The 23,119-nt window shown below is 40.9% G+C and carries 13 protein-coding genes and 1 CRISPR repeat array (1 of these 14 only partly in view); of the genes, 5 read left to right on the top strand and 8 right to left on the bottom strand.

Features of this window, described 5'->3' with window-relative positions; translation table 11 throughout:
• Window positions 1-8,116: a CRISPR direct-repeat array (repeat unit 36 nt; unit sequence GTTGTGATTTGCTTTCAGTAAACGATCTTTGACATG); it reaches 880 nt to the left of the window's first position.
• A gap of 92 nt (window positions 8,117-8,208) precedes the next feature.
• The 4 genes from cas2 to KIT51_15570 form a co-directional block, all read right to left on the bottom strand.
• Entirely contained in the window at window positions 8,209-8,514 is a 306-nt protein-coding gene (gene cas2 / locus KIT51_15585; protein ID UYN88608.1) for a CRISPR-associated endonuclease Cas2, read from the bottom strand.
• Window positions 8,515-8,540: 26 nt separating this feature from the next.
• Window positions 8,541-9,476: a type II CRISPR-associated endonuclease Cas1 gene (cas1, locus tag KIT51_15580; GenBank protein ID UYN86270.1), complete on the bottom strand. Its 936-nt coding sequence runs from the start codon at window positions 9,474-9,476 to the stop codon at window positions 8,541-8,543.
• 20 nt (window positions 9,477-9,496) lie between these two features.
• The gene (locus tag KIT51_15575) at window positions 9,497-10,144 is read right to left on the bottom strand and encodes a transposase (GenBank protein UYN88607.1); all 648 of its coding nucleotides are present in this window, start codon (window positions 10,142-10,144) and stop codon (window positions 9,497-9,499) included.
• A gap of 111 nt (window positions 10,145-10,255) precedes the next feature.
• A complete protein-coding gene (locus tag KIT51_15570) occupies window positions 10,256-14,266 on the bottom strand; it encodes a hypothetical protein (GenBank protein ID UYN86269.1) in 4,011 nt (1,336 codons plus the stop codon).
• A 711-nt stretch (window positions 14,267-14,977) separates the two neighbouring features.
• Here KIT51_15570 and KIT51_15565 point away from each other — a divergent pair.
• Window positions 14,978-16,192, top strand: a complete 1,215-nt coding sequence (locus KIT51_15565; GenBank protein ID UYN86268.1) for a TCR/Tet family MFS transporter — start codon at window positions 14,978-14,980, stop codon at window positions 16,190-16,192.
• 13 nt (window positions 16,193-16,205) lie between these two features.
• Here KIT51_15565 and KIT51_15560 read toward each other — a convergent pair whose 3' ends face one another.
• From KIT51_15560 to KIT51_15545, 4 genes are all read right to left on the bottom strand, one after another.
• Entirely contained in the window at window positions 16,206-16,607 is a 402-nt protein-coding gene (locus tag KIT51_15560; GenBank protein UYN86267.1) for a hypothetical protein, read from the bottom strand.
• A gap of 187 nt (window positions 16,608-16,794) precedes the next feature.
• Window positions 16,795-17,391 (bottom strand): 3'-5' exonuclease domain-containing protein 2, encoded by a 597-nt coding sequence (locus tag KIT51_15555; protein UYN86266.1) that lies wholly within the window; start codon window positions 17,389-17,391, stop codon window positions 16,795-16,797.
• Entirely contained in the window at window positions 17,363-18,817 is a 1,455-nt protein-coding gene (nhaC, locus tag KIT51_15550; GenBank protein UYN86265.1) for a Na+/H+ antiporter NhaC, read from the bottom strand. Before nhaC ends, KIT51_15555 begins: the two co-directional genes overlap by 29 nt.
• Window positions 18,818-18,905: 88 nt before the next feature.
• A complete protein-coding gene (locus KIT51_15545; protein UYN86264.1) occupies window positions 18,906-20,036 on the bottom strand; it encodes a saccharopine dehydrogenase NADP-binding domain-containing protein in 1,131 nt (376 codons plus the stop codon).
• A gap of 232 nt (window positions 20,037-20,268) precedes the next feature.
• On the opposite strand from KIT51_15545, the gene KIT51_15540 reads away from it, so the two are divergent.
• Genes KIT51_15540 through KIT51_15525 form a run of 4 tightly spaced genes read left to right on the top strand, consistent with a single transcriptional unit; the run spans window position 20,269 to window position 23,113 of the window.
• A complete protein-coding gene (locus KIT51_15540) occupies window positions 20,269-20,781 on the top strand; it encodes a DUF4442 domain-containing protein (protein ID UYN86263.1) in 513 nt (170 codons plus the stop codon).
• Between the two features lie 51 nt (window positions 20,782-20,832).
• Entirely contained in the window at window positions 20,833-21,309 is a 477-nt protein-coding gene (locus tag KIT51_15535) for a DUF962 domain-containing protein (protein ID UYN86262.1), read from the top strand.
• Window positions 21,306-22,247, top strand: coding sequence for a GNAT family N-acetyltransferase (locus KIT51_15530; GenBank protein ID UYN86261.1), 942 nt, complete (start codon window positions 21,306-21,308; stop codon window positions 22,245-22,247). The genes KIT51_15535 and KIT51_15530 overlap by 4 nt, the downstream gene beginning before the upstream one ends.
• Before the next feature lie 2 nt (window positions 22,248-22,249).
• On the top strand, window positions 22,250-23,113 hold the full coding sequence (locus KIT51_15525; protein UYN86260.1) for a glycosyltransferase: 864 nt from the start codon (window positions 22,250-22,252) through the stop codon (window positions 23,111-23,113).
• Window positions 23,114-23,119 lie beyond the last annotated feature (6 nt).

Genomic DNA, 23,119 nt, shown 5'->3' with positions numbered 1-23,119 from the left:
GATCTTTGACATGTCGCCACGTTATCAATACTTGACCAAGCAAGTTGTGATTTGCTTTCAGTAAACGATCTTTGACATGGCTGCTGGCCGGGCACTTTGACGCTGAAGCGTTGTGATTTGCTTTCAGTAAACGATCTTTGACATGCAGCAAAAGGGCTATAATTAACCCCTCAGCGTTGTGATTTGCTTTCAGTAAACGATCTTTGACATGTAAAGATGCTATAGCACCCGTGTGCTTATAGTTGTGATTTGCTTTCAGTAAACGATCTTTGACATGAGCCGCACGGGTGACGGTACAACGATGAAGGTTGTGATTTGCTTTCAGTAAACGATCTTTGACATGAAATCTGCCGTAGGTGATCCTTCAACAACCGTTGTGATTTGCTTTCAGTAAACGATCTTTGACATGGCTGTTGACCTTGTTTATCTCTGTAATCCTGTTGTGATTTGCTTTCAGTAAACGATCTTTGACATGTACGTTAGTAGTCAGTGTTGTTGCTGTCTTGTTGTGATTTGCTTTCAGTAAACGATCTTTGACATGAGGGCATTCAGTAACGCACTGGACCGCCTGTTGTGATTTGCTTTCAGTAAACGATCTTTGACATGATCACTTTCAGATTTTACGATCAGCTATAAGTTGTGATTTGCTTTCAGTAAACGATCTTTGACATGGCCCAATTAGGCGAGCCACAGCAATTCGTAGTTGTGATTTGCTTTCAGTAAACGATCTTTGACATGTTAATGTTTATTCCTGAACCGGTTGTGAATGTTGTGATTTGCTTTCAGTAAACGATCTTTGACATGATGATCTTCATGAGGATGCTAATGGTAAGAGTTGTGATTTGCTTTCAGTAAACGATCTTTGACATGCTATCCGATGCACTTATAAATAACCTTCTTGTTGTGATTTGCTTTCAGTAAACGATCTTTGACATGACACCCCTATTGGCTGTGTTGCCGGTTAGGGTTGTGATTTGCTTTCAGTAAACGATCTTTGACATGTTGCCGGCTTCGTGGACCTACAGTGATCCTGTTGTGATTTGCTTTCAGTAAACGATCTTTGACATGTTCGTCATTGATTTCCCGCTGCACGTTTAAGTTGTGATTTGCTTTCAGTAAACGATCTTTGACATGCTTGCGCCCCCGTGTTTCTTTTATCTTCATGTTGTGATTTGCTTTCAGTAAACGATCTTTGACATGGTTTTTTCCAAGAGTGGTCTAACCAATAAAGTTGTGATTTGCTTTCAGTAAACGATCTTTGACATGCGAGTCGGCCATATTAGCAACCCTATGCTGGTTGTGATTTGCTTTCAGTAAACGATCTTTGACATGATTTGAGAAAATTTAAACATTAAAAACTATGTTGTGATTTGCTTTCAGTAAACGATCTTTGACATGCATGATGTCGCTGGCAAGTTTGTGTTTTTCGTTGTGATTTGCTTTCAGTAAACGATCTTTGACATGGTAGCATTGTACTGTCAATACACAAGCATAGTTGTGATTTGCTTTCAGTAAACGATCTTTGACATGAACACAAGTGGTTGGAAGTGCGGGTTGATAGTTGTGATTTGCTTTCAGTAAACGATCTTTGACATGGTGTTACAATAAAAGGCAAAATTAAGGCGAGTTGTGATTTGCTTTCAGTAAACGATCTTTGACATGGCTGTTGCCATGGCAACAGGCGATAACCTTGTTGTGATTTGCTTTCAGTAAACGATCTTTGACATGTCTGAGTAAGGTCTGTTGTTTCGCGATAGGGTTGTGATTTGCTTTCAGTAAACGATCTTTGACATGCACTACAGTAATCATGCCATCGGGCGCAAGGTTGTGATTTGCTTTCAGTAAACGATCTTTGACATGGAAATGAATTTAGACGAGCTTTTGGATATAGTTGTGATTTGCTTTCAGTAAACGATCTTTGACATGAGATTGACTTAATCAGAGAGCTAAGAAGCTGTTGTGATTTGCTTTCAGTAAACGATCTTTGACATGCGTTGAATGTAGGCGGTCTGTGCGCCTCCGTTGTGATTTGCTTTCAGTAAACGATCTTTGACATGAGGGGCAACGAACGCCAATACCCCGAGAGAGTTGTGATTTGCTTTCAGTAAACGATCTTTGACATGTATTGAAGCAGAATCAAGATACATTCGGTAGTTGTGATTTGCTTTCAGTAAACGATCTTTGACATGCGGGCATTGAGGGATTACCCAGCACCATTTGTTGTGATTTGCTTTCAGTAAACGATCTTTGACATGTATAGGTTGGTATATGCTGAGGTTATGGTGTTGTGATTTGCTTTCAGTAAACGATCTTTGACATGGAGCATAGCTGACAAATGCGATATGAGCGAGTTGTGATTTGCTTTCAGTAAACGATCTTTGACATGTTCCCTGGCTTTGCCCTTCGTATTCTTTATGTTGTGATTTGCTTTCAGTAAACGATCTTTGACATGAAACAAGAACGAAAGTACAGAAGTTGAATTGTTGTGATTTGCTTTCAGTAAACGATCTTTGACATGTAAAGTTCGGGTCATCTGAATCAACTTTGTGTTGTGATTTGCTTTCAGTAAACGATCTTTGACATGCCATTCCTTACAATCCGTGAAAAGCATTAAGTTGTGATTTGCTTTCAGTAAACGATCTTTGACATGTTTTTCCAGGGCACATCAGAAAAAAATAAGTTGTGATTTGCTTTCAGTAAACGATCTTTGACATGCTTCGCGTATTTCATTACAAGGGCATTGTGGTTGTGATTTGCTTTCAGTAAACGATCTTTGACATGATAAAGAACCTGAGTATTTCAAGCAATTGGTTGTGATTTGCTTTCAGTAAACGATCTTTGACATGGGATTTTTGCGTATTAGTGATGGTGCCATAGTTGTGATTTGCTTTCAGTAAACGATCTTTGACATGTCCGAAGGAATGGAAACTAAACAACACATTGTTGTGATTTGCTTTCAGTAAACGATCTTTGACATGCGGTGGCCTTGTCGCGGGTTGCGGGTTTCGGTTGTGATTTGCTTTCAGTAAACGATCTTTGACATGTTCATTTGTTGTTCCATTCCAAGGATTAATGTTGTGATTTGCTTTCAGTAAACGATCTTTGACATGAACGATGGAAAGGTGCTGGTAAACCGCCATGTTGTGATTTGCTTTCAGTAAACGATCTTTGACATGCTTTATCAATATTGATGATATTGATTGGTCGTTGTGATTTGCTTTCAGTAAACGATCTTTGACATGTCAATATCCGAATGCAACACAGAACTCGGAGTTGTGATTTGCTTTCAGTAAACGATCTTTGACATGCGTTGTAGTTAATGCAGTTGTATATACTTCGTTGTGATTTGCTTTCAGTAAACGATCTTTGACATGGGGCACTGGCTTAACGGTGCGCACCCTGGCGTTGTGATTTGCTTTCAGTAAACGATCTTTGACATGAATATATGTAATCGCTGCCAAGCATAAGCGTTGTGATTTGCTTTCAGTAAACGATCTTTGACATGTTAGGCCGTGACCATACTGCTCAAAAGCCGGTTGTGATTTGCTTTCAGTAAACGATCTTTGACATGAAAGAAAGAGAACTTACAGCGGAATTTGGTGTTGTGATTTGCTTTCAGTAAACGATCTTTGACATGGAAATAGCGAAACTACCTAAAGGCTACCACGTTGTGATTTGCTTTCAGTAAACGATCTTTGACATGTGGCTGGTTTGCAAAGTTCATCACCTTTGCGTTGTGATTTGCTTTCAGTAAACGATCTTTGACATGATTTTAATTACGTCCAAATAACCTTCAACGTTGTGATTTGCTTTCAGTAAACGATCTTTGACATGCCATAATCTAAATTACTTAAACATTTCTAAGTTGTGATTTGCTTTCAGTAAACGATCTTTGACATGTATAAAACCGGCATTCAATAAGAACGCCAGGTTGTGATTTGCTTTCAGTAAACGATCTTTGACATGATTTCAGACCGTGAAATGAGAGACCATATAGTTGTGATTTGCTTTCAGTAAACGATCTTTGACATGTAAACAGAAACATGGTCTATGATTGACGTAGTTGTGATTTGCTTTCAGTAAACGATCTTTGACATGGAGCAGGAAAATTATTCATGGGAGATTGATGTTGTGATTTGCTTTCAGTAAACGATCTTTGACATGGTACTGTTATTGACCCTGTAAACGCTGACGGTTGTGATTTGCTTTCAGTAAACGATCTTTGACATGTCATCGGCAGGAATTAACTATCGTGTTTCAGTTGTGATTTGCTTTCAGTAAACGATCTTTGACATGGCAACAACCGGCCATGTAGGATTCTTTTTAGTTGTGATTTGCTTTCAGTAAACGATCTTTGACATGCACAACGGTAATAATGCCATCAGGGGCAAGGTTGTGATTTGCTTTCAGTAAACGATCTTTGACATGTGATAATTACTACTCCATACGCTTAGGTTTGTTGTGATTTGCTTTCAGTAAACGATCTTTGACATGGATTATCAGCATAACCACAAGAACGACAATGTTGTGATTTGCTTTCAGTAAACGATCTTTGACATGAGATAAGGCGATTTGTTGACAATTTCAGCAGTTGTGATTTGCTTTCAGTAAACGATCTTTGACATGAAGTTCTGGAGTATATCCTGACTCTGTCTGGTTGTGATTTGCTTTCAGTAAACGATCTTTGACATGCCGCGCAATGTGGGCGGCAAAGGCTTGGCGGTTGTGATTTGCTTTCAGTAAACGATCTTTGACATGCAGCTTCAGCCCTTGCCCGATCGTTTGAGGTTGTGATTTGCTTTCAGTAAACGATCTTTGACATGGCAACAACCGGCCATGTAGGATTCTTTTTAGTTGTGATTTGCTTTCAGTAAACGATCTTTGACATGTAACAGCTAACTTTGGAGGCTTTGACACACGTTGTGATTTGCTTTCAGTAAACGATCTTTGACATGGTTCCATAAACACGGTTAGCGGCATCTACAGTTGTGATTTGCTTTCAGTAAACGATCTTTGACATGATTAACAAGTGATGGAACTGACATTGCGTGGTTGTGATTTGCTTTCAGTAAACGATCTTTGACATGCCACTACATGGCATTGAAGAAACAAGAGAAGTTGTGATTTGCTTTCAGTAAACGATCTTTGACATGCGGACAAACCACAACAGCTTTAAATGTAAGGTTGTGATTTGCTTTCAGTAAACGATCTTTGACATGAATGTAAAGATGTAATTGCAAAAAAATATAGTTGTGATTTGCTTTCAGTAAACGATCTTTGACATGTAGAGAGGAAAGAGAAAGTAGAGATAGATAGTTGTGATTTGCTTTCAGTAAACGATCTTTGACATGTTCTTGAATTTATTTGCGCGTAGGGGCTTTGTTGTGATTTGCTTTCAGTAAACGATCTTTGACATGTTTAAGAATAACGGCAAATACATTATTTAAGTTGTGATTTGCTTTCAGTAAACGATCTTTGACATGAAAACGTTATTTGGGAATTCATCAACAGTGGTTGTGATTTGCTTTCAGTAAACGATCTTTGACATGTCCGCGAAATACACGGACGATGATTGCAGCGTTGTGATTTGCTTTCAGTAAACGATCTTTGACATGGAAATCGCCACCGTTTACAACCGTCCAAAGGTTGTGATTTGCTTTCAGTAAACGATCTTTGACATGCATTTCGTTGCACAAGGTGCAAAAATTTGGGTTGTGATTTGCTTTCAGTAAACGATCTTTGACATGATTTTGGATTTGATTACTTGCTAAGTTTAAGTTGTGATTTGCTTTCAGTAAACGATCTTTGACATGTTGCCACACTATTAAGTATTTGCGCACTTGGTTGTGATTTGCTTTCAGTAAACGATCTTTGACATGCGGAAAACCCATTTGAGTAAACTCGCGCACGTTGTGATTTGCTTTCAGTAAACGATCTTTGACATGCGGGATTCAGAAAAATAAGGGTAGGGCAATGTTGTGATTTGCTTTCAGTAAACGATCTTTGACATGCTGCTCCACGAAACGGTAAACGATGCTATTGTTGTGATTTGCTTTCAGTAAACGATCTTTGACATGCGTGGTATTGAACGTTGAAACAACTCCAGCGTTGTGATTTGCTTTCAGTAAACGATCTTTGACATGTTCATCAACAGTGCGGCACAAACTCCGTCAGTTGTGATTTGCTTTCAGTAAACGATCTTTGACATGTGTTAGACGAAACGAACACAGCAAAAGAAGTTGTGATTTGCTTTCAGTAAACGATCTTTGACATGCTGCAACCCGTAACCCGCAACACGAAATGGTTGTGATTTGCTTTCAGTAAACGATCTTTGACATGCGGGTAAACGTGCTGGGAGGCGCACAGACAGTTGTGATTTGCTTTCAGTAAACGATCTTTGACATGCAAGTAACCAACGGTTACCTGTTCACACTTGTTGTGATTTGCTTTCAGTAAACGATCTTTGACATGAAAAAAGAATTTCACCGCCTTAACAGCGATGTTGTGATTTGCTTTCAGTAAACGATCTTTGACATGAGAAATTTACCGAAGGCCGTACCGGCTTATTGTTGTGATTTGCTTTCAGTAAACGATCTTTGACATGAGCGAAAGATAAATATGAAGCATTGGTTGGTTGTGATTTGCTTTCAGTAAACGATCTTTGACATGTCATCGGCAGGAATTAACTATCGTGTTTCAGTTGTGATTTGCTTTCAGTAAACGATCTTTGACATGAGTACTGGTGAGCAACTACAAGACCGTATGGTTGTGATTTGCTTTCAGTAAACGATCTTTGACATGTGCGGCATACTTCAGGCAGCAAGTCTTTGGTTGTGATTTGCTTTCAGTAAACGATCTTTGACATGACGGTCCATGGGTGGCACAAAACCGAAATAGTTGTGATTTGCTTTCAGTAAACGATCTTTGACATGTTGGTATTTTACAAAGAAAAAAGTAAACTGTTGTGATTTGCTTTCAGTAAACGATCTTTGACATGGTAATGGTTATGGGTAGCTGAAGGTAATTAGTTGTGATTTGCTTTCAGTAAACGATCTTTGACATGGAAATTTACCGAAGGCCGTACCGGCTTATTGTTGTGATTTGCTTTCAGTAAACGATCTTTGACATGACCGTAACACGCAGCGCCATAACCTTACAGGTTGTGATTTGCTTTCAGTAAACGATCTTTGACATGCTGATATGGTTTATCATCTCATAGTCCTTGTTGTGATTTGCTTTCAGTAAACGATCTTTGACATGTTAACCGGTGTTATTGAATTGCCATCAACGTTGTGATTTGCTTTCAGTAAACGATCTTTGACATGCCAGTTCTGATTTCAATTGTTCCACCGGTGTTGTGATTTGCTTTCAGTAAACGATCTTTGACATGCTTTGTTGGAACAGATGCAAACGGTGATCCGTTGTGATTTGCTTTCAGTAAACGATCTTTGACATGCGTATGTAGTTACAAATGAAGTAACATACAGTTGTGATTTGCTTTCAGTAAACGATCTTTGACATGCTTATTTTGCTGAGGCTGATCGCCTTCATTGTTGTGATTTGCTTTCAGTAAACGATCTTTGACATGTCGAAATAAATATACCGTTGCTAATCGGCTGTTGTGATTTGCTTTCAGTAAACGATCTTTGACATGCTAATGAATTCGCAAGGTTCACGCCACTACGTTGTGATTTGCTTTCAGTAAACGATCTTTGACATGAATCCTGCAGGTTTACATCCTTACCACATGGTTGTGATTTGCTTTCAGTAAACGATCTTTGACATGCCTTTCTTTTTTATGAAAAGAAACACGCACGTTGTGATTTGCTTTCAGTAAACGATCTTTGACATGAAAGCAGTCCTTCATGAAGGAAAGGTAATTGTTGTGATTTGCTTTCAGTAAACGATCTTTGACATGCAAAGGTGACACGCTAGCAGCCTCTATTATGTTGTGATTTGCTTTCAGTAAACGATCTTTGACATGTGCTGCCCTTGGTTCTACTGGTTCAATCGAGTTGTGATTTGCTTTCAGTAAACGATCTTTGACATGTTCAAAAAATATGGAAATCATAATCACAACGTTGTGATTTGCTTTCAGTAAACGATCTTTGACATGCCATTTAGGCCTGGGGCTATGAATACCAACCAGTTGCAGCGGTTTTTACAGAAAAAAACCGCTCATTCATGTCAAAAGAAGCCTCCGGAACCTCAAAAAAGCTCAAGCTGTTGGGGTATCGGGGGCTTCTCTTTTTCTTCCTTACCATAATAAATCTGCATCATGCCAAACTGCTTGTCGGTAATGCGCAATATGCCCACGTGCCCGCGGGGCGGCAGGTTTTTCTTTATTCGCTTTATATGCACTTCGGCATTTTCCTGGCTGGGGCAATGGCGCAGGTAGGCGCTAAACTGAAACATGGTAAAGCCATCCTTCATCATCTTCTTTCTGAATTCCGTATAGTTCTTCCGGTCTTGCTTGGTTTCGGTGGGCAAATCGAAAAGTACCATGATCCACATAACACGGTATTCGTTCAGTCGCATGTTTACGAGGGCAGTTCGGGGTACAGTATTTTTTTATCGGTTCCTTCAAAGCACTTGGCCAGCGAAGCAGTAGTGCGCTGAACGGCTATTTGCAAAGGGCTACGTTCTCCTTTAATGATTGCATCAACCGATGGCAGCATGAGCAATTGTTTCTTTACCGAGGGTGTAAGTGTTGAATAATCTTCACCATTACGGATCAATTCCAGCACCTGGGCATCGGCAAAGGGCCTGTACGGTTCCATGATGTCATCGGCCAGGCAATAGTGGTTGTACTTGTTATGATGGTGTATGCCCAATGTAGGCAACAACCCTGAACCCACCAGGCTGCGTGCAACAATAGCACGTATTATCGCGTAGGCGTAGTTTAATAAATTGTTAGGGGGTATGCCACCGCGTTCACGCCTGAAGCCGGGCACTTCGGGAAAAATATTTTTCCAATAATAGGCTGCTGCCCGTGCCTCCAGGTTGTCAGGATCGCCCGACAGCACATCCTTTGCCCACTTATGCATATTGCCCGATTCAATGCTTTGCCGGCCAAGCAGCAGTGCCTGGTTTTTAATTTTGGCTTTTATGGTCTGTTGCCAAAGCTGCTTGAGCAAGGGTTGCGATGCACCAAGCTGATCTTTAAAACGTGTGGCCTGCAAGGTATGCCCTGACAGGTTAAGCATTAAACCTGAGGGGTGGTGTGTGTTGTCGCAGGTGATGAATGCGGTGTTGTTGGCCAATAGCTTGGCCATTAATGCCTGCGTGATAATGATTTGCTGATGGTCCAGAATAACTACACCTATGTCTTCGATAGGAATTTTAGCCTGTGCTTCTTGTTTAAAACCATCTGGCAAGGTTTCATTTTTCTCTACTTCGGGCAGGCGTACCACTAACTGTTCCAGGTGTGTACTTAGATAGGCTGGGTTCCCAAAATAAAGCGTGCGTTTGACCATGACGATGAGGTTTACTGAATTCAGGTGCTTTCAGGATTTTTCACGGGCGGTTCATGCATTTTTTGAAATTCGGTAAGGCTGCCAAACCATTGGATCAGCCACTCGCCTGCTAACCAATCGGGCTTGTTGCGTGAAAGCAAGGTAGTGTATGAACTCCAAGGCCACTCTCCCGGGTGTTTGGTAAAACCATGGCCAACCGGATTATAGTGGATGTAGCGTATAACGGATGTAAGTTGCTGATCGCTTTGGATTTCTTTGCGGTGAAACGAACGGGTGAACAATGAGCCCATGCGATTGTACATTTTATTATAGGCCTTGGAGTAGGCATTGAAAAGGTGGCTAAACTGGAGTACCGTAAGACCTGACAGGTTTGCGAAATCAAGATCTGACAGGTTTTTAAAACCTGTCAGATCTGTAGTTCTAATCCTTTTCAATTCTTTCAATGCCTCGGCCAGGCTGCTTTCATTTTTGATTTGCACCAACAGGTGCAGGTGGTTGGGCATAAGGCAGTAGGCCAGCGTATGCGCTACAGGTGGAATAAAACTCCCAAAACGTTGAAGGAAGTAACGGTAGTTCTCTCCTTCCCGAAACAGGTTTTCGCTGCCATTGGCATGGGTGTAAATGTGGTAGTATTTTCCAGGTTCCACCAGTTTTAAAATTTTAAATATTTAAGACCTGAGGCCAGACAGGTTTTAAAAAACCTGTCTGGTCTATGTGTGTATAGTAATATAATTAGTTTAAATTTTTCGTACTCTTTTAAACGTCATTAATGTAGAGGCCTATCTCCATTTTATTTTTCCGTCCATTTTTATTTCAAAATCATAACCTTCGACTGCAATATTCAGATTGTCTTTTGAAAGTTTTAATTTAGGATACGGTGATTCGAAATTCATCTTTGAAAACCCTTGCCAAATTGCCTTACCAAAGCTTTCCTCCAGTTCTTTCAAATGATTATCAGTCCTGCTGTCTATATGATGCTTGAACCTGATACGACCGTCTTTCTCAAAACCTTCAATTACATAAAGACGATTAGAAATTTCTTTTTCATCAACATCCGACTCTCTAAGCTCGGATAAGTTTTCGTTTAAGAAAATCACTTTCAATCCTGAGGTGAGCACATACTTTAGTTGAACTCTGGCCTTAGGCTTCTGTATTTCGATTTCCGGTTCAAACATTTCTTCTAAAATTGCTGAAGTCTTTTTTAATTTCGCAGCATCATAAAGATTCAATATTCTAAAACCCCTTTGGTTTTGCTTGTTTTCATAAAGTCCATATGCAAAATTTTCTCCATTAGCCGCCCAATAACTTTGCTTATATTCTTTATCAGAGAGGTTGGTTTGTTTTTTAATTGCCAGGGGCTCCGAAACACTTGCCCATACACGTATATGCCTTATTTTATTTCCGTTAGGCTTTCCATTTTTGTCTAACAAGTAAATACCTTCTTCAAAAGCTTTCTTAAAACTCCCAGCTCTTTGAACGTGTTCATTTATTTGCTTTTTCAATCCCTCATCAACTATTTTATCAACACCGGTGAAATCAGCGGTAAATGGAATTCTTAATACGTACTTTAAACTCTCTTCCTGAATGAATTTTCCTTCTTCATCTTTCAATAAATTTCCTTTTTCTCCTTTTCTAGCAGGCTTTATTGCACCATAAAAAGTTTCCTGGTGCAGTTGCCCCCGGATACTATCTCCTGTTGCCCATTTGTTGACCTTCGTTCCATCCGGTTTTTCAATAAATACTTCTTTACCGCGTTTGCGTACTTTTCGCTTGGCAGGTGTTAATTCCTGATTGTTGGTAATGTTGTTTATCAAAACATTGTCGTTAATACTCCAAATAAACTCTCGCTTAAAACCTTTATAAGGCTCTTCTTTAAATGTGGCTTTTGGATTTTTTTCTTTCGCTTCATAATACCTTTCTAAAATAGCATCGCGTTTGGCGGCCACAGGAATAAGCGTTAATACTGCCGCATCTTTGGCATGGTGGGAATGTCTGCTTCGATCTTTCTTCTCATCGGGAGGCTGCAGTTGGTAAATTTTTCTGAATTCCGATGTTATGCTTCCCTTCTGTACATCCACTTTGTCAAAATAGGTTTTCAAATAATGGAATGCATATTTTGAAATAAGCTGTGTGTCCACCTTTTGGCTGTTTTTGAATCCACTTGTAATCTCGGTAATCGTAAACCTATCCAATTTGATTTGCCAGTAATCCAATTCCATTTGCCACAGGTGCCGTTGGCGAATGGCATCGTCTTTCCAGGTTTTATCAGCCGCTCTTTTGGATTTTGTCTTCCAAAAATCAATTTGTTGTTTGATGCGTTTTACTCTCTCTTCCCACGTTTCTAATCTTGGTTTTATGGCCGAGCACTTTCCAATATTCCCGCCAAAGTCATGTTCTTTATCATAATTGAGAAGCTGGGTAGGAATTTGATTTTTCTTGACACTGCGATTATAGTCTGCAAAACAAACAGTAAGGTTAGCCAAAGAATTATCAAAGGATTTGCTTCGTGGAAGTGTGTGTTCAAAATCAATGACGTTTTCATTGAACAAATCCGTTAACTTGATAAACCGGCCTGTATATATGCACTGGTAGCCCTGTTCTTTCCATAACCTATATTTATCAATCAGTTTTTTACCGTGTCCACTCCAACGGATGGCTTCATCTTTTTGAGTAGATTTTTTTCTTTTCTTTTTCCCTTTCTCGTCCCCTTCTGCTTCCGCAACTTCCGGCAGTATTTGTTCAGCATTTTGTTCATAAAACAAGCGCACCTTATCAATGTCGTCATTACTTGACGCGCTTGCTTTAATGCTTCCATCTTCGCTTAGAAGCTGCTTGATGGCCTCTGCAAACTCCTGATTTTCTGCTTCGCGCTGGCGTTGCCAGGTTTCAATGGCCCAACGTTTGTTGGCATCGTTTAGCTCTCGCGCAACCTCTACCACAACTCTTGTTTCGCTGTCGATCTGATTGGTTTCAATCATGTAGTTCATCAACTTACGCAGTTCATGTAAGGTGCGCATAGCCATTGGGTTTTTAAACGAACCTGTTTTGGGGCTGCCGAGCTTTAGTACTCCATCCTTATCAGTCTTAGCAGGCGGGTAAATATTGGTTTCAGAAGGATGATAAATTTTTGAGAGTCTCTTCTCGTCAAGACTTTCAAAGTTATCAAGTAGAAACGCTTTTAATGTATCAATTAGTTTGGGCAACTGGTAATAACCCGACTCAGTCCTGTAATATTTTCTGCCGTTTGATTGAATGGTGACAATTCGTTCTTTACTTCCGGAATCCCTGACAATTCCATGTTTAGTAAAATAGGCTTGATAACAGTCTTTAACGGTATCAAATATGCGTTTCTTACTCTGTTCAGAAAAGCTATTCCACTTACCTTTTCCGATAGTTTCTTCAATGGTGATTTGAATCTGCTTTAAATCACTCTCATCTATTATATAATTTTTACTGCCAAACTTTTCATTTGCTTCAAGATTTTTGTGTTTTGAAATAAGATTGTTTACAATGGTAAGAATCGTTTTTTGCTGACGATTTTCTTCAATAACCTCACCAATGCTGTCTAACAGCATTTTTTCATTTTGTTGCCATAAATCTTTACCCAAGATTTCAGGAATATTGGCCAACAAAACAGCCTCGGTATAAATTAAGCCTTTCTGTAAAAAGACATTTATTTTATTTATTGCATTCAAGCTCAACATGCCGTAACCAACGGGTAAAGCGTTCCATGCAATTACAAATTTTTTTACTTTCTCAGGTTCAAGTTTCAATTTGTGCTCAGCCAATTCAGCCACATACTCCTGGTCTTCATAGCTAAATAAAACGTGCCAAATATCCTCAATATCGTAGTAATCCTTTCCGGATTTTGATTTTGTGTCTTTCTTAATCTTTACATTCAAAAAATCATCACCAAAAATGTCTTTTAACCGAGCCGAGACAGGGCATCCGGTTACAGTTGTTTTAAGCGAGTAATTGAATTGCCAATCTTTCCCTTTTTTCTTTAAAAATTCGACAATTTCCGAGAATGGAAAATAGCCTTTGGTTCGCAAGAAGAATTTTTCGTATAGCTCTTGCAAAAGAGGAAGTTCAATTTTGTTAGCCTCATTAGGATTGTTTGTATAGGAAAGTTTCTCCCCGGCAGATGGTTTGAATTTAAGGTTGTTTAAAAATGCCCAAGCCCGGAAGGTTTCAAAAGCTGGGTGGCTGATGGGCGCGCGGTATTTGCCCGTTTGAATTTGTTTTCTTGTTTTTTTATCTATTCGTGTTTCTTGTTCTAATGTACACAGGCCAATTAGACCTTTTTGCGAGCGCAATGGACGTTTGTAAAAAATTGCACCACCTATGTAGCTCTTTTCTTTGCCATTTCTAATTGTTTTAAAGGCAACACACAACGAAGTGAAAAGTGGATGTTCAAGACCTAATTCTTGCGTTTTAAAAATGTACTTTATTTCATCTTTATAATTTTCACGAACAAGGTATTGTGTAATATCAAGTCGAATTCTTTGTCCCTCATTTTCTTTGTTTGCCAGGAAAACTCCAATAGGTACTGAAGAATCATAATCAGGAAATAATTCTTTCAGTTTGTTTGTTTTCTTTTGCTCTGATTTCTGAAGTGTAGTCTCATTCCCATCAACAACATCAACTTCTTCCTCTTTTACGTCATCGGCACCTTTGCGACTACTTTTAAACCCTCTTCGTTGCGCAATGTGGTACAAGGCCCTGCCTAATTTAAAACGGTTTATTTCTTCATTAAAATCCAGCTGTGTTTCCGCTAATTCTTTACGCAATTGATACGGGCTTGTGTAGTCTGGCTTGCCGTCATTATCAAAATCTAATTTTATCCAGGCATCAAATGCTGTATTCCAAATCGGATAAACACGCCCTGCGTTGTTATTCTTGCGCGCTTCTTCCTTGCTGTAATGTCGCCATTTGTTTAAGTCTGCAATAGTTAACGGACAATAACCTTCGGTTATCAGGGCTTCAAGCGTAGCCCATAGCCGGTATTTTCGGGCTTGGTATAGTCTTCTTGTCGAACGTTTTTTTGTGCGTTCGGCTGCATAGGAATATTCGCCCGTTTTTCCTAATCCTACCCCCTTGTTAAAAGTCAGCACTCCGAATTTTTCAATTTGATTTTCTGTCGCGTTCGGGTTTCGTAAAGCCCAACCGATCGAGTTTGTTCCTAAGTCAAGTCCTAAAATTTTGCTCATATGCTTGTCTATTTTAATTATGTCTTTAACTTTACTCTTGCAAATCACAATAAGGCTATAAGCCGAAGAATTTCTCAGCCCTGCCTCGGTGGGGCTTTTTTGTTATTTATTCCGTTGTGAAAACATTTAAGACGGCCCTGGCAAAACCGGGGTCGTCTTTTTTAAGCCAATATTGATTCAATGATACCCTAATTTAGGAAACTTGTACTGACAGCCCATGTCACTTTTTGTGTTTATGCAGAATTTGCCTTATAAATGCCTTATTTTGGCATAATTGAAACTTCCCATTTTATGCCCTCTCACCGCCAGCCCGCCCTTGGCTTCATTTTTATAACGTTGCTTATTGATGTTACCGGTCTTGGAATAATTATTCCGGTATTACCAAAGCTGATACAGGAGCTTAGCCATGGTTCGCTGAGTGAAGCGGCAGCTTACGGAGGTTGGCTGGTTTCGGTATATGCCATCATGCAATTTATCTGTTCGCCAATTGTTGGCGGATTAAGCGATCGTTTCGGGCGAAGGCCTGTATTGCTGGCTTCGTTGTTTGGCTTTGGTTTGGATTATTTATTCCTCGCTTTTGCCCCCACGTTGGGTTGGCTTTTTGTGGGGCGTGTAATAGCCGGAATTATGGGCGCGAGTTTTACTACCGCAGGCGCTTACATTGCCGACATCAGTACACCTGAAAAACGTGCACAGAATTTTGGGATCATCGGTGCGGCTTTCGGATTAGGATTTATTATCGGCCCGGTGATTGGCGGGTTGTTGGGAAGTTATGGTTCGCGCATTCCGTTTATGGTTGCGGCTGCCCTTACATTGCTGAATTGGTTGTATGGATTGTTTATACTGCCCGAATCGTTAAAACCTGAGAATCGCAGAAAGTTTGAATGGAAAAGGGCCAACCCGGTGGGTACGCTAAAAAGTCTTTTTCGCTACCCGGTAATTGCCGGGTTATTTGTGTCGCTGGCGTTTCTTTACATATCCAGTCATGCGGTACAAAGTAACTGGTCGTATTACACCATCGAGAAATTTGCGTGGGATGAACGTGCCATTGGTATTTCATTGGGCGTGGTTGGGTTAGTATCGGCCGTTATTCAGGGCTGGCTTATCCGTTTGATCATACCCAAGCTGGGGCAGGAGCGAAGCGTTTATGTTGGCTTAAGTTTATATGCACTGGGATTTTTATTGTTCGGTTTGGCAACAGAAGGCTGGATGATGTATGCCATTACCGTGGTGTATTGCTTAGGTGGGATTGCCGGCCCGGCCCTTCAGGGAATTATGTCGGGCATAGTGCCGCCCAATGAGCAGGGAGAATTGCAAGGGGGCTTTACCAGTTTGATGAGCATTACGGCAATTGTTGGTCCGCCTTTAATGAACAACTTGTTTGCTTATTTTTCCAGAGCAAATGCACCGGTGTATTTACCAGGAGCGGCTATGCTGCTAGGCGCTGTTCTCACTATCATCAGTTCGTTGCTGGCGCGAAGGAGTTTGAAGCGGAAGATGTTGTAAGACCTCCAAGGCCTTACAGGCCTTGGAGGTCTGTTAGATGTTGATTTAAAAACTTTTCTTTAGTCCCAAACCAATTAATCACTTCATTTTTCTTTATCCACGATTCACCTTCATCTGCGATTATATTGAATGAACTCCACTCCCAAAGAGATGGGAACTTGACAAACCCATGATGCACTGGATTTAGGTGAATATAAAGGATAACCCGAGTTAGGTAGTCGTTGTCTTCAATAGGTTTACGTTTGAAATTCGGGATGAATAAGCTTCCCATTCTGTTGTATTTTTTATTGTAGGCCTTCGTATAGGAATTAAACTGGTTGCTAAATGGTTGTGTAATTTGTTTGTTCGATTTTGTTTCCGGCTCAAGAACCTGATGATTTTTTAAACGAGCTAAAAAATGGATATGATTGGGCATTAAACAGAAAACCAATGTATCGGCTACCGGGCTAATGTATTTTTTATACTGATTAAGAAAATATTCCTAATTGGTAGTCTCTTTAAAAAGATCTTCTGCTCCGTTGGCATGGGTGTAGAGGTGATATAGTTTACCCGTTTCCATTTTTTATCAAGACCTCCAAGGTCTCAAAGACCTTGGAGGTCTGTTACCCTTTTAGTTTTTTATAAATCTCCAGGCAAACCCAGGCATCAGTAGCAGCATACTCCAATTGTTTTTGGGTAAGGGTTGGCGCTTCCCAATTGGAGGTTTGGGCACCTTTTGATATACGAAAGCCAAGCAATAATGCAGAAAGTTTTTTTACACTCTCCACCTGTAAACCGGCTTCTTTAGCCAGGGTCGACAGTTCAGTAAAACCACCAGGTTCAAAGCGCGAAAGTTTTTGCATGGCTTTGATGTCGTCCCGGATGCCCACACCGGCCTTTACTAAAGAATCATTTTCAACAAAATCAATAATGTGTTTGGTGAAACCGGTTTGGTTAAGGCGAACTAAAAAAACTTTGTTCGGTATGGCTACTTGCAAAAGTGATACCTTATGCAGGACGCCCTTTTTAAAACTTGGCCTGGTTTCCGTATCAAAGCCGATATAGGCATGTTCATGGATTTCCTCAAAAGCCCGGCCCAGCTTTGACGCTTCCTGAACCAAAACAATTTTTCCCGTAAACGACCGTAACGGAAGGTCGTTTATCTCTTCATGTGAAATGGTTATGTTCCCGTTAAGGTGCGGGGTTTTCCTGCTTGTCATCCAACCTGCGAATCTTAATATTCAAATAAGCAAAAAGTACCGTCATGAACGGACTGATAATACAAAAAAATGTATAAGGAGCGTATACGGCTGTGGCTATTCCCAGCACACCAGCTTGCGTAGCACCACAGGTATTCCACGGAACCAGTACAGAGGTAACCGTTCCGGAATCTTCCAGTGTTCGGCTTAACACTTCTGGCTTTAAGCCACGTTTGCGATAGGTATCGGCATACATACGGCCGGGCACGGCTATGGCCATGTATTGATCGGAGGCGGTAACATTAAAGAATAGACAGGTGGCGGCTGTTGATGTTACCAATGATCCCGTAGAATGGGCAAACTTGATGATTTCATCAGCAATGCGTTTTAACAACCCACACGATTCCATTACGCCACCAAAAATCATGGCGCAGATAATCAACCATACAGTATTTAACATACCGTACATGCCTTTGCCGGTAAGCAGTTCATTGATTTGTGCGTCATCCGTTTGAACATGAATGGTGGTGGATAAGGCATTCATTACGGCAACAAACGATGATTTTAAATAGTCGCCATCAATGCCTGAAACCTGGTTGACAACCTGCGGTTGAAAAATAACAGCAAATAAACCACCCAACAATGCCCCAACCAGTAATGCCGGTGCGGCCGGTACGCGTTTAACGATCATGAAAATGACCAGGGCAGGAACAATGAATAACAGCGGACTTAAATTGAAGGATGCTTCCAATGCCGAAAGCACCGCATCTGAATCGGTTTGTGCAGCGCTTGTATTAAATGTAAAGCCCCACACCAGGAAAATAACAAGTGTAATGCCCAATGATGGAATGGTAGTGTATACCATGTACCGGATGTGCGTAAACAAATCGGTGCCCGCCATAGCGGGCGCCAGGTTGGTGGTATCGGATAAGGGCGACATTTTATCACCGAAATAAGCACCTGATATAATGGCTCCGGCAACCACCCCAACGGGTAAATCAAGTGCCTGGCCAATGCCCAGCAAGGCAATACCCACGGTGGCAATGGTAGACCATGAACTGCCAGTGGCCAGGGAAACAATGGCGCTTACTATACAAGCTGCAAATAGAAAAATGGTAGGATTAAGGATTTTAATACCGTAATAAATCATGGCTGGAACAATACCGCTTAGCAGCCAGGTACCAGAAAGTGAACCGATGGTGAGCAAAATAATGATGGCCGACATGGCCGAGCTAATGCTTTTAACAATGCTGCTGTTAATTTCGGTATAGGTGTAACCTAAATACCAGGCCACTAAGCCGGCCACACCGGCAGCGAGGAGCAATACAATTTGATTGGCACCGCCAATCGCATCCGATCCGAATACGGTCACATTTAAAGTAAGCAACGCAATCAGAACAAGTATGGGGAGCAGCGCCTGGAATAAAGTAGCCTGTTTTTTCTGCATCAGTCCATGGTTAATTCAGGCAAGATATAAATTATATTTTACGTGGTATTGAGTTTCAGAGCGTTAGTTCATTTTTGCTTGCTACTTACTACTTGCTACTTATGTCTGTTTTATAATTCACCCCCCGCTCTTTCAGGTAACTCAAAATAAACTTGAAATCATTCTCGTCTTCTCCTAAATACTCTGGCGGGCAAATGCCCTTGCGGTTGAATTTGTTATCAGCCACCAAATGAACAACGGCAGTGCACGTATACCCGGTTGTACGCGCCATGGAAAGTGTTGCGGTAGTTTTCTCGGTTCGGTCAAGTAAATTGTATTGATATATTTTTGGAGCACCATCTTCCTCACCTTCAATCCGAATACGCATCACAGTAAACTCTTCTTCACCGGGTTTTAGTTTCCACTTAGGAAAAAGGAGTTTAGCGGTTACATCAATGGGCCTCACTTTAACACCTTTGATGTCAATCTCATCATAAGAAAAATACCCGGTGTCGCGCAACACGCGCAGGTATTCGATACAACCTGGGTAGCGCAACGTTTTTTCAATCATGTTGGGAATGTTCGGCATGGTTTTGATGAGTGAACGCAAACCATCCGAATTCCACGACTCTAATGTACCCACCTGATCAAAAGGGATTAGTTCCGGATCACTTAAAGCTTCTTTTATAACTACCGCTCCGTTTTGAACGTAACGAGCCGGTCGAACATATTCTTCAATAACATCAATAGGGGAGAACACAGCTTTGTATTCATAAGGCCATTCACGCACCACAGGCAGCCCGCCTACCAGGCATTCATAAGAATTGATTTTCATTCGCTTATTGTGGTAACCCAGAATAACATTGCCCATACCAGGGGCAACACCACAATCGGTAACGATGGTAACGTTATTCTTTTTGGCAAGCTCATCGAGGAGAAACGGATCTTCCGGAAAAAACGAAATATCCACCATATTTTTACCGGCTTCAATTACGGTCTTGGCGGTTTGAAAGCCCATGAAACCGGGCACAGCCCCCACAACCAGATCGAATGGTTTTAAAAGGCCAGCGAGTTGCTGAAGATTTGAGAGATCGGACTTTTTAGTTTTTATACCATGCGCAGCAACGCTGTCCAGCGCATCCTCATTTATATCGGTGGAGGTAACATCAAAGGATTTTGCAAGGTCAATAGCCATGGCTTTACCCACCAGCCCGGCACCAAGAACAATTATTTTCTTCATGCCGCAAAATACTGCCCTTATCTTAAAATCCCATAGAGTAACGCAGCCAGGGCAGGCATCATTAATACAATATCCACTAATGAAATTTTCTTTTTCATGGCAGCACGGTTAATGTTAACTGAAAAGGCTGGGATTAGGAGGGAAACAGAAATTGGTTAGTTCCACTTAACGAGGACTGGTGGATTGGGTTGCAAAAATTTTATCTTTAGACACCATAAACCTGATTCAGCCTATGTTTAGCCCCGATGAAATACTATTGAAAGCCAGAACTTCAAAGTTCCACCTAATGCTACTTAACTGGTCGCTTAGCCGGATGATCCCATTCAATAAACCGCACGGATTCAAAGTATTGGAAGTGAATGAATTCCGACTGAAAACATTGATGCCGTATAAGCGGAGCAATTTCAATCACATTAAAGGATTGCACGCCTGCGGCCTGGCTACCATATCAGAATTTACAACCGGTTTTCTTTTACTCAGCAGCCTGGACATGAAGAAGTACCGCATTATTATGCAACGCATGGAAATGGACTATCACTACCAGGGAAAGATGGATGCAACTGCTGAGTTTACCATTTCGTCTGACTGGCTGCAGGAAAAAGTAATCCAACCTTTACAAACTCAGGAGGCTGTAGTTGTTCCTTGTGAAGTTAAAATTCATGATGCCAAAGGCAACCATTTAACCACAGGCAAAGTATTTTGGCAAATAAAGGATTGGGCCAGGGTAAAAACAAAATTGAGTTGATTTGAGGATTGTAAATAGATCATTAACTTCAACCACATAAATAGAACTGCAATGAGACGAATCGATGCCCTGCTTTCGGAATATGGTGAAAGTCATCAAAACGAAACCAATAAAGCCATTCATTGGATCTGTGTTCCACTAATTTTCTTTAGTGTAGTGGGTTTGGTTGCTTCTATTCCCTCAGGTTTTGTCAGGGGGTTTTTAGGCGACAGCCCGTATGCCCATTGGGCAACCGTAGTATTGGTACTGGCCATTGTATATTACGTAACGCTTTCTATACCGCTAAGCCTGGGCATGATGTTGTTTGCCGCGCTGTGCCTGTTTTTAGTTAAGGTTGTTGCCGGGTTAAACATTGCACCCCTGTGGGCCATTTGCCTTGGTATTTTTGTAGTAGCCTGGATTGGGCAGTTCTATGGTCATAAAGTGGAAGGAAAAAAACCCTCCTTCTTTAAAGATCTTCAATTCCTCCTTATTGGTCCTGCCTGGTTAATGCATTTTATATTTAAGAAAATCGGTATTCCCTATTGAACGATTACCACTTTACGGATCAGGCACCACCGGCTGACTATCGCGAAGATTTCAAAGCCTCAATTTTTCATGATAACAGGCATTTGAAGTTGCAGGCTGAAAGCGGCTGGCGATCATTCTATGTTCTCAATCAAAAACATAAAACTATTCAAGGTGCTGTTCATGTGCATGTGAAAGATCATGTTGCCGTTAGTCCATTAAAAGCATCGTTTGGATCATTTGCCTTTACTGGATCGCTCCCGGCCGAAATCATATTTCGTTTTATTGGATTTGTTGAAAATGCATTAAGGGCCTTGGGGATTAAACAAGTTGTCTATACTAATCCGCCCATAGCATATCAATCCAATCAGCTGCAGCTACTTTACGTGTTATTGAGTAATGCAGGGTATCAGGTTCAAACTGCAGAGGCGGGTGCGGTGATATCCGTTTCTGATGAATTACTTGATACAAAAATGGATGATTGGGAAGTTCGAAAATTGAAACAGGCCCGTGAAGCTGAGTTTGTATTTACATCTGCTACCGTAAATCCCGTTGATGAAATTTTTCAGTTTATTTTAAATGCCCGAAAGGAAAAGGGATATACACTTTCCATGACACAGGTTATGCTGGAACGTACCGTAGAAGCATTTCCAAGTCAGTTTGTTTTTTTTGAAGTGATGAAAGGATACGAACGCGCAGCGGCAAGTATCGCCATTCGGGTTATGGATGATATTCTGTATAATTTTTATTCCGCGCACCATTCCCGGTATGATGCCTGGAGCCCCGTAGTGATGCTGATTGACGGCATGTACGGCTGGTGTCAACACCAGCGAATCAGGTTATTGGATTTGGGAACATCTGCCTTGGACAACCAACCTAATTTTTCCTTGCTTGATTTTAAGTTACGCCTTGGGGCGCATCCTACTGCGAAGCTCACCTTTACCAAAGATCTTGCGTAAGCATGGGCCCGCCATTGGTATCGGTAATTTGTTTGTGCTATAATCAAAAAAGGTTTATACGTGAAGCGATTGAGTCGGTGCTTAACCAATCGTACCCATCGGTTCAACTTATTGTGGTAGATGATTGCAGTTCAGATGGTAGTCAGGATATGATTAAACAGTTAAAGGTTCAATATCCACAACTCGAAATGCTGTTGTTGAAGGAGAATGTTGGCAATTGCAGAGCGTTTAATATGGGTTTAGCGATGGCAAAAGGGCAATACCTGATTGATCTTGCCGCTGATGATGTTTTGCTGGCAGACCGGGTGAAGATTGGGGTTGAAGCTTTGGAGGAAGCCGGTAAAGAATTTGGCGTGCATTTTTCCGATGCAATTGTTATGGATGAAGACGGAAAGTTTTTGCAAAACCATTCCGACAGGTTTCCGCATCACTTCATCCCGCAAGGAGATATTTATACAGAAATTATTAAACGGTATTTCATCTGCCCACCAACCGTAATGTTTAGAAAAACGGTAATGGATAAATTGGGTGGATACGATGAATCGTTGATCTACGAGGATTTTGACTTCTGGGTTCGGTCATCCAGGTTTTTTAAGTATCGGTATTCAAAGGAGGTGCTTGTAAAAAAGCGTATTGTTAAAAATGCCCTGTCAGTCAGCCAGTTTAAGGTCCTGAGCAGGTACTCCATGAGTACATACAAAGTTTGTGAAAAAATACTTTCATTAAACAGATCAGTAAAGGAGCGGCAAGCCTTAAATGAAAGAATTCGTTATGAGATTAAATTGAATCTCAGGTTGTTGAATTTTGGGGTTGCTTTAAAATACCTGAAGTTGCTGAAGAAGAATACATCAACAACCTACGTATAGACTTTT

The organism is Cyclobacteriaceae bacterium, assembly GCA_025808415.1.
GTDB lineage: Bacteria > Bacteroidota > Bacteroidia > Cytophagales > Cyclobacteriaceae > UBA2336.
This window is presented reverse-complemented; position numbering and strand designations above follow the sequence as displayed.

Bases quoted from the DNA above. Each gene is read 5' to 3' on its own strand.
- cas2 (UYN88608.1), bottom strand. From the start codon at position 8,514: ATGTGGATCATGGTACTTTTCGATTTGCCCACCGAAACCAAGCAAGAC.
- KIT51_15555 (UYN86266.1), bottom strand. From the start codon at position 17,391: ATGACAAGCAGGAAAACCCCGCACCTTAACGGGAACATAACCATTTCA.
- KIT51_15560 (UYN86267.1), bottom strand. From the start codon at position 16,607: ATGCCCAATCATATCCATTTTTTAGCTCGTTTAAAAAATCATCAGGTT.
- KIT51_15525 (UYN86260.1), top strand. From the start codon at position 22,250: ATGGGCCCGCCATTGGTATCGGTAATTTGTTTGTGCTATAATCAAAAA.
- KIT51_15540 (UYN86263.1), top strand. From the start codon at position 20,269: ATGTTTAGCCCCGATGAAATACTATTGAAAGCCAGAACTTCAAAGTTC.
- KIT51_15545 (UYN86264.1), bottom strand. From the start codon at position 20,036: ATGAAGAAAATAATTGTTCTTGGTGCCGGGCTGGTGGGTAAAGCCATG.
- nhaC (UYN86265.1), bottom strand. From the start codon at position 18,817: ATGCAGAAAAAACAGGCTACTTTATTCCAGGCGCTGCTCCCCATACTT.
- KIT51_15565 (UYN86268.1), top strand. From the start codon at position 14,978: ATGCCCTCTCACCGCCAGCCCGCCCTTGGCTTCATTTTTATAACGTTG.
- KIT51_15535 (UYN86262.1), top strand. From the start codon at position 20,833: ATGAGACGAATCGATGCCCTGCTTTCGGAATATGGTGAAAGTCATCAA.
- cas1 (UYN86270.1), bottom strand. From the start codon at position 9,476: ATGGTCAAACGCACGCTTTATTTTGGGAACCCAGCCTATCTAAGTACA.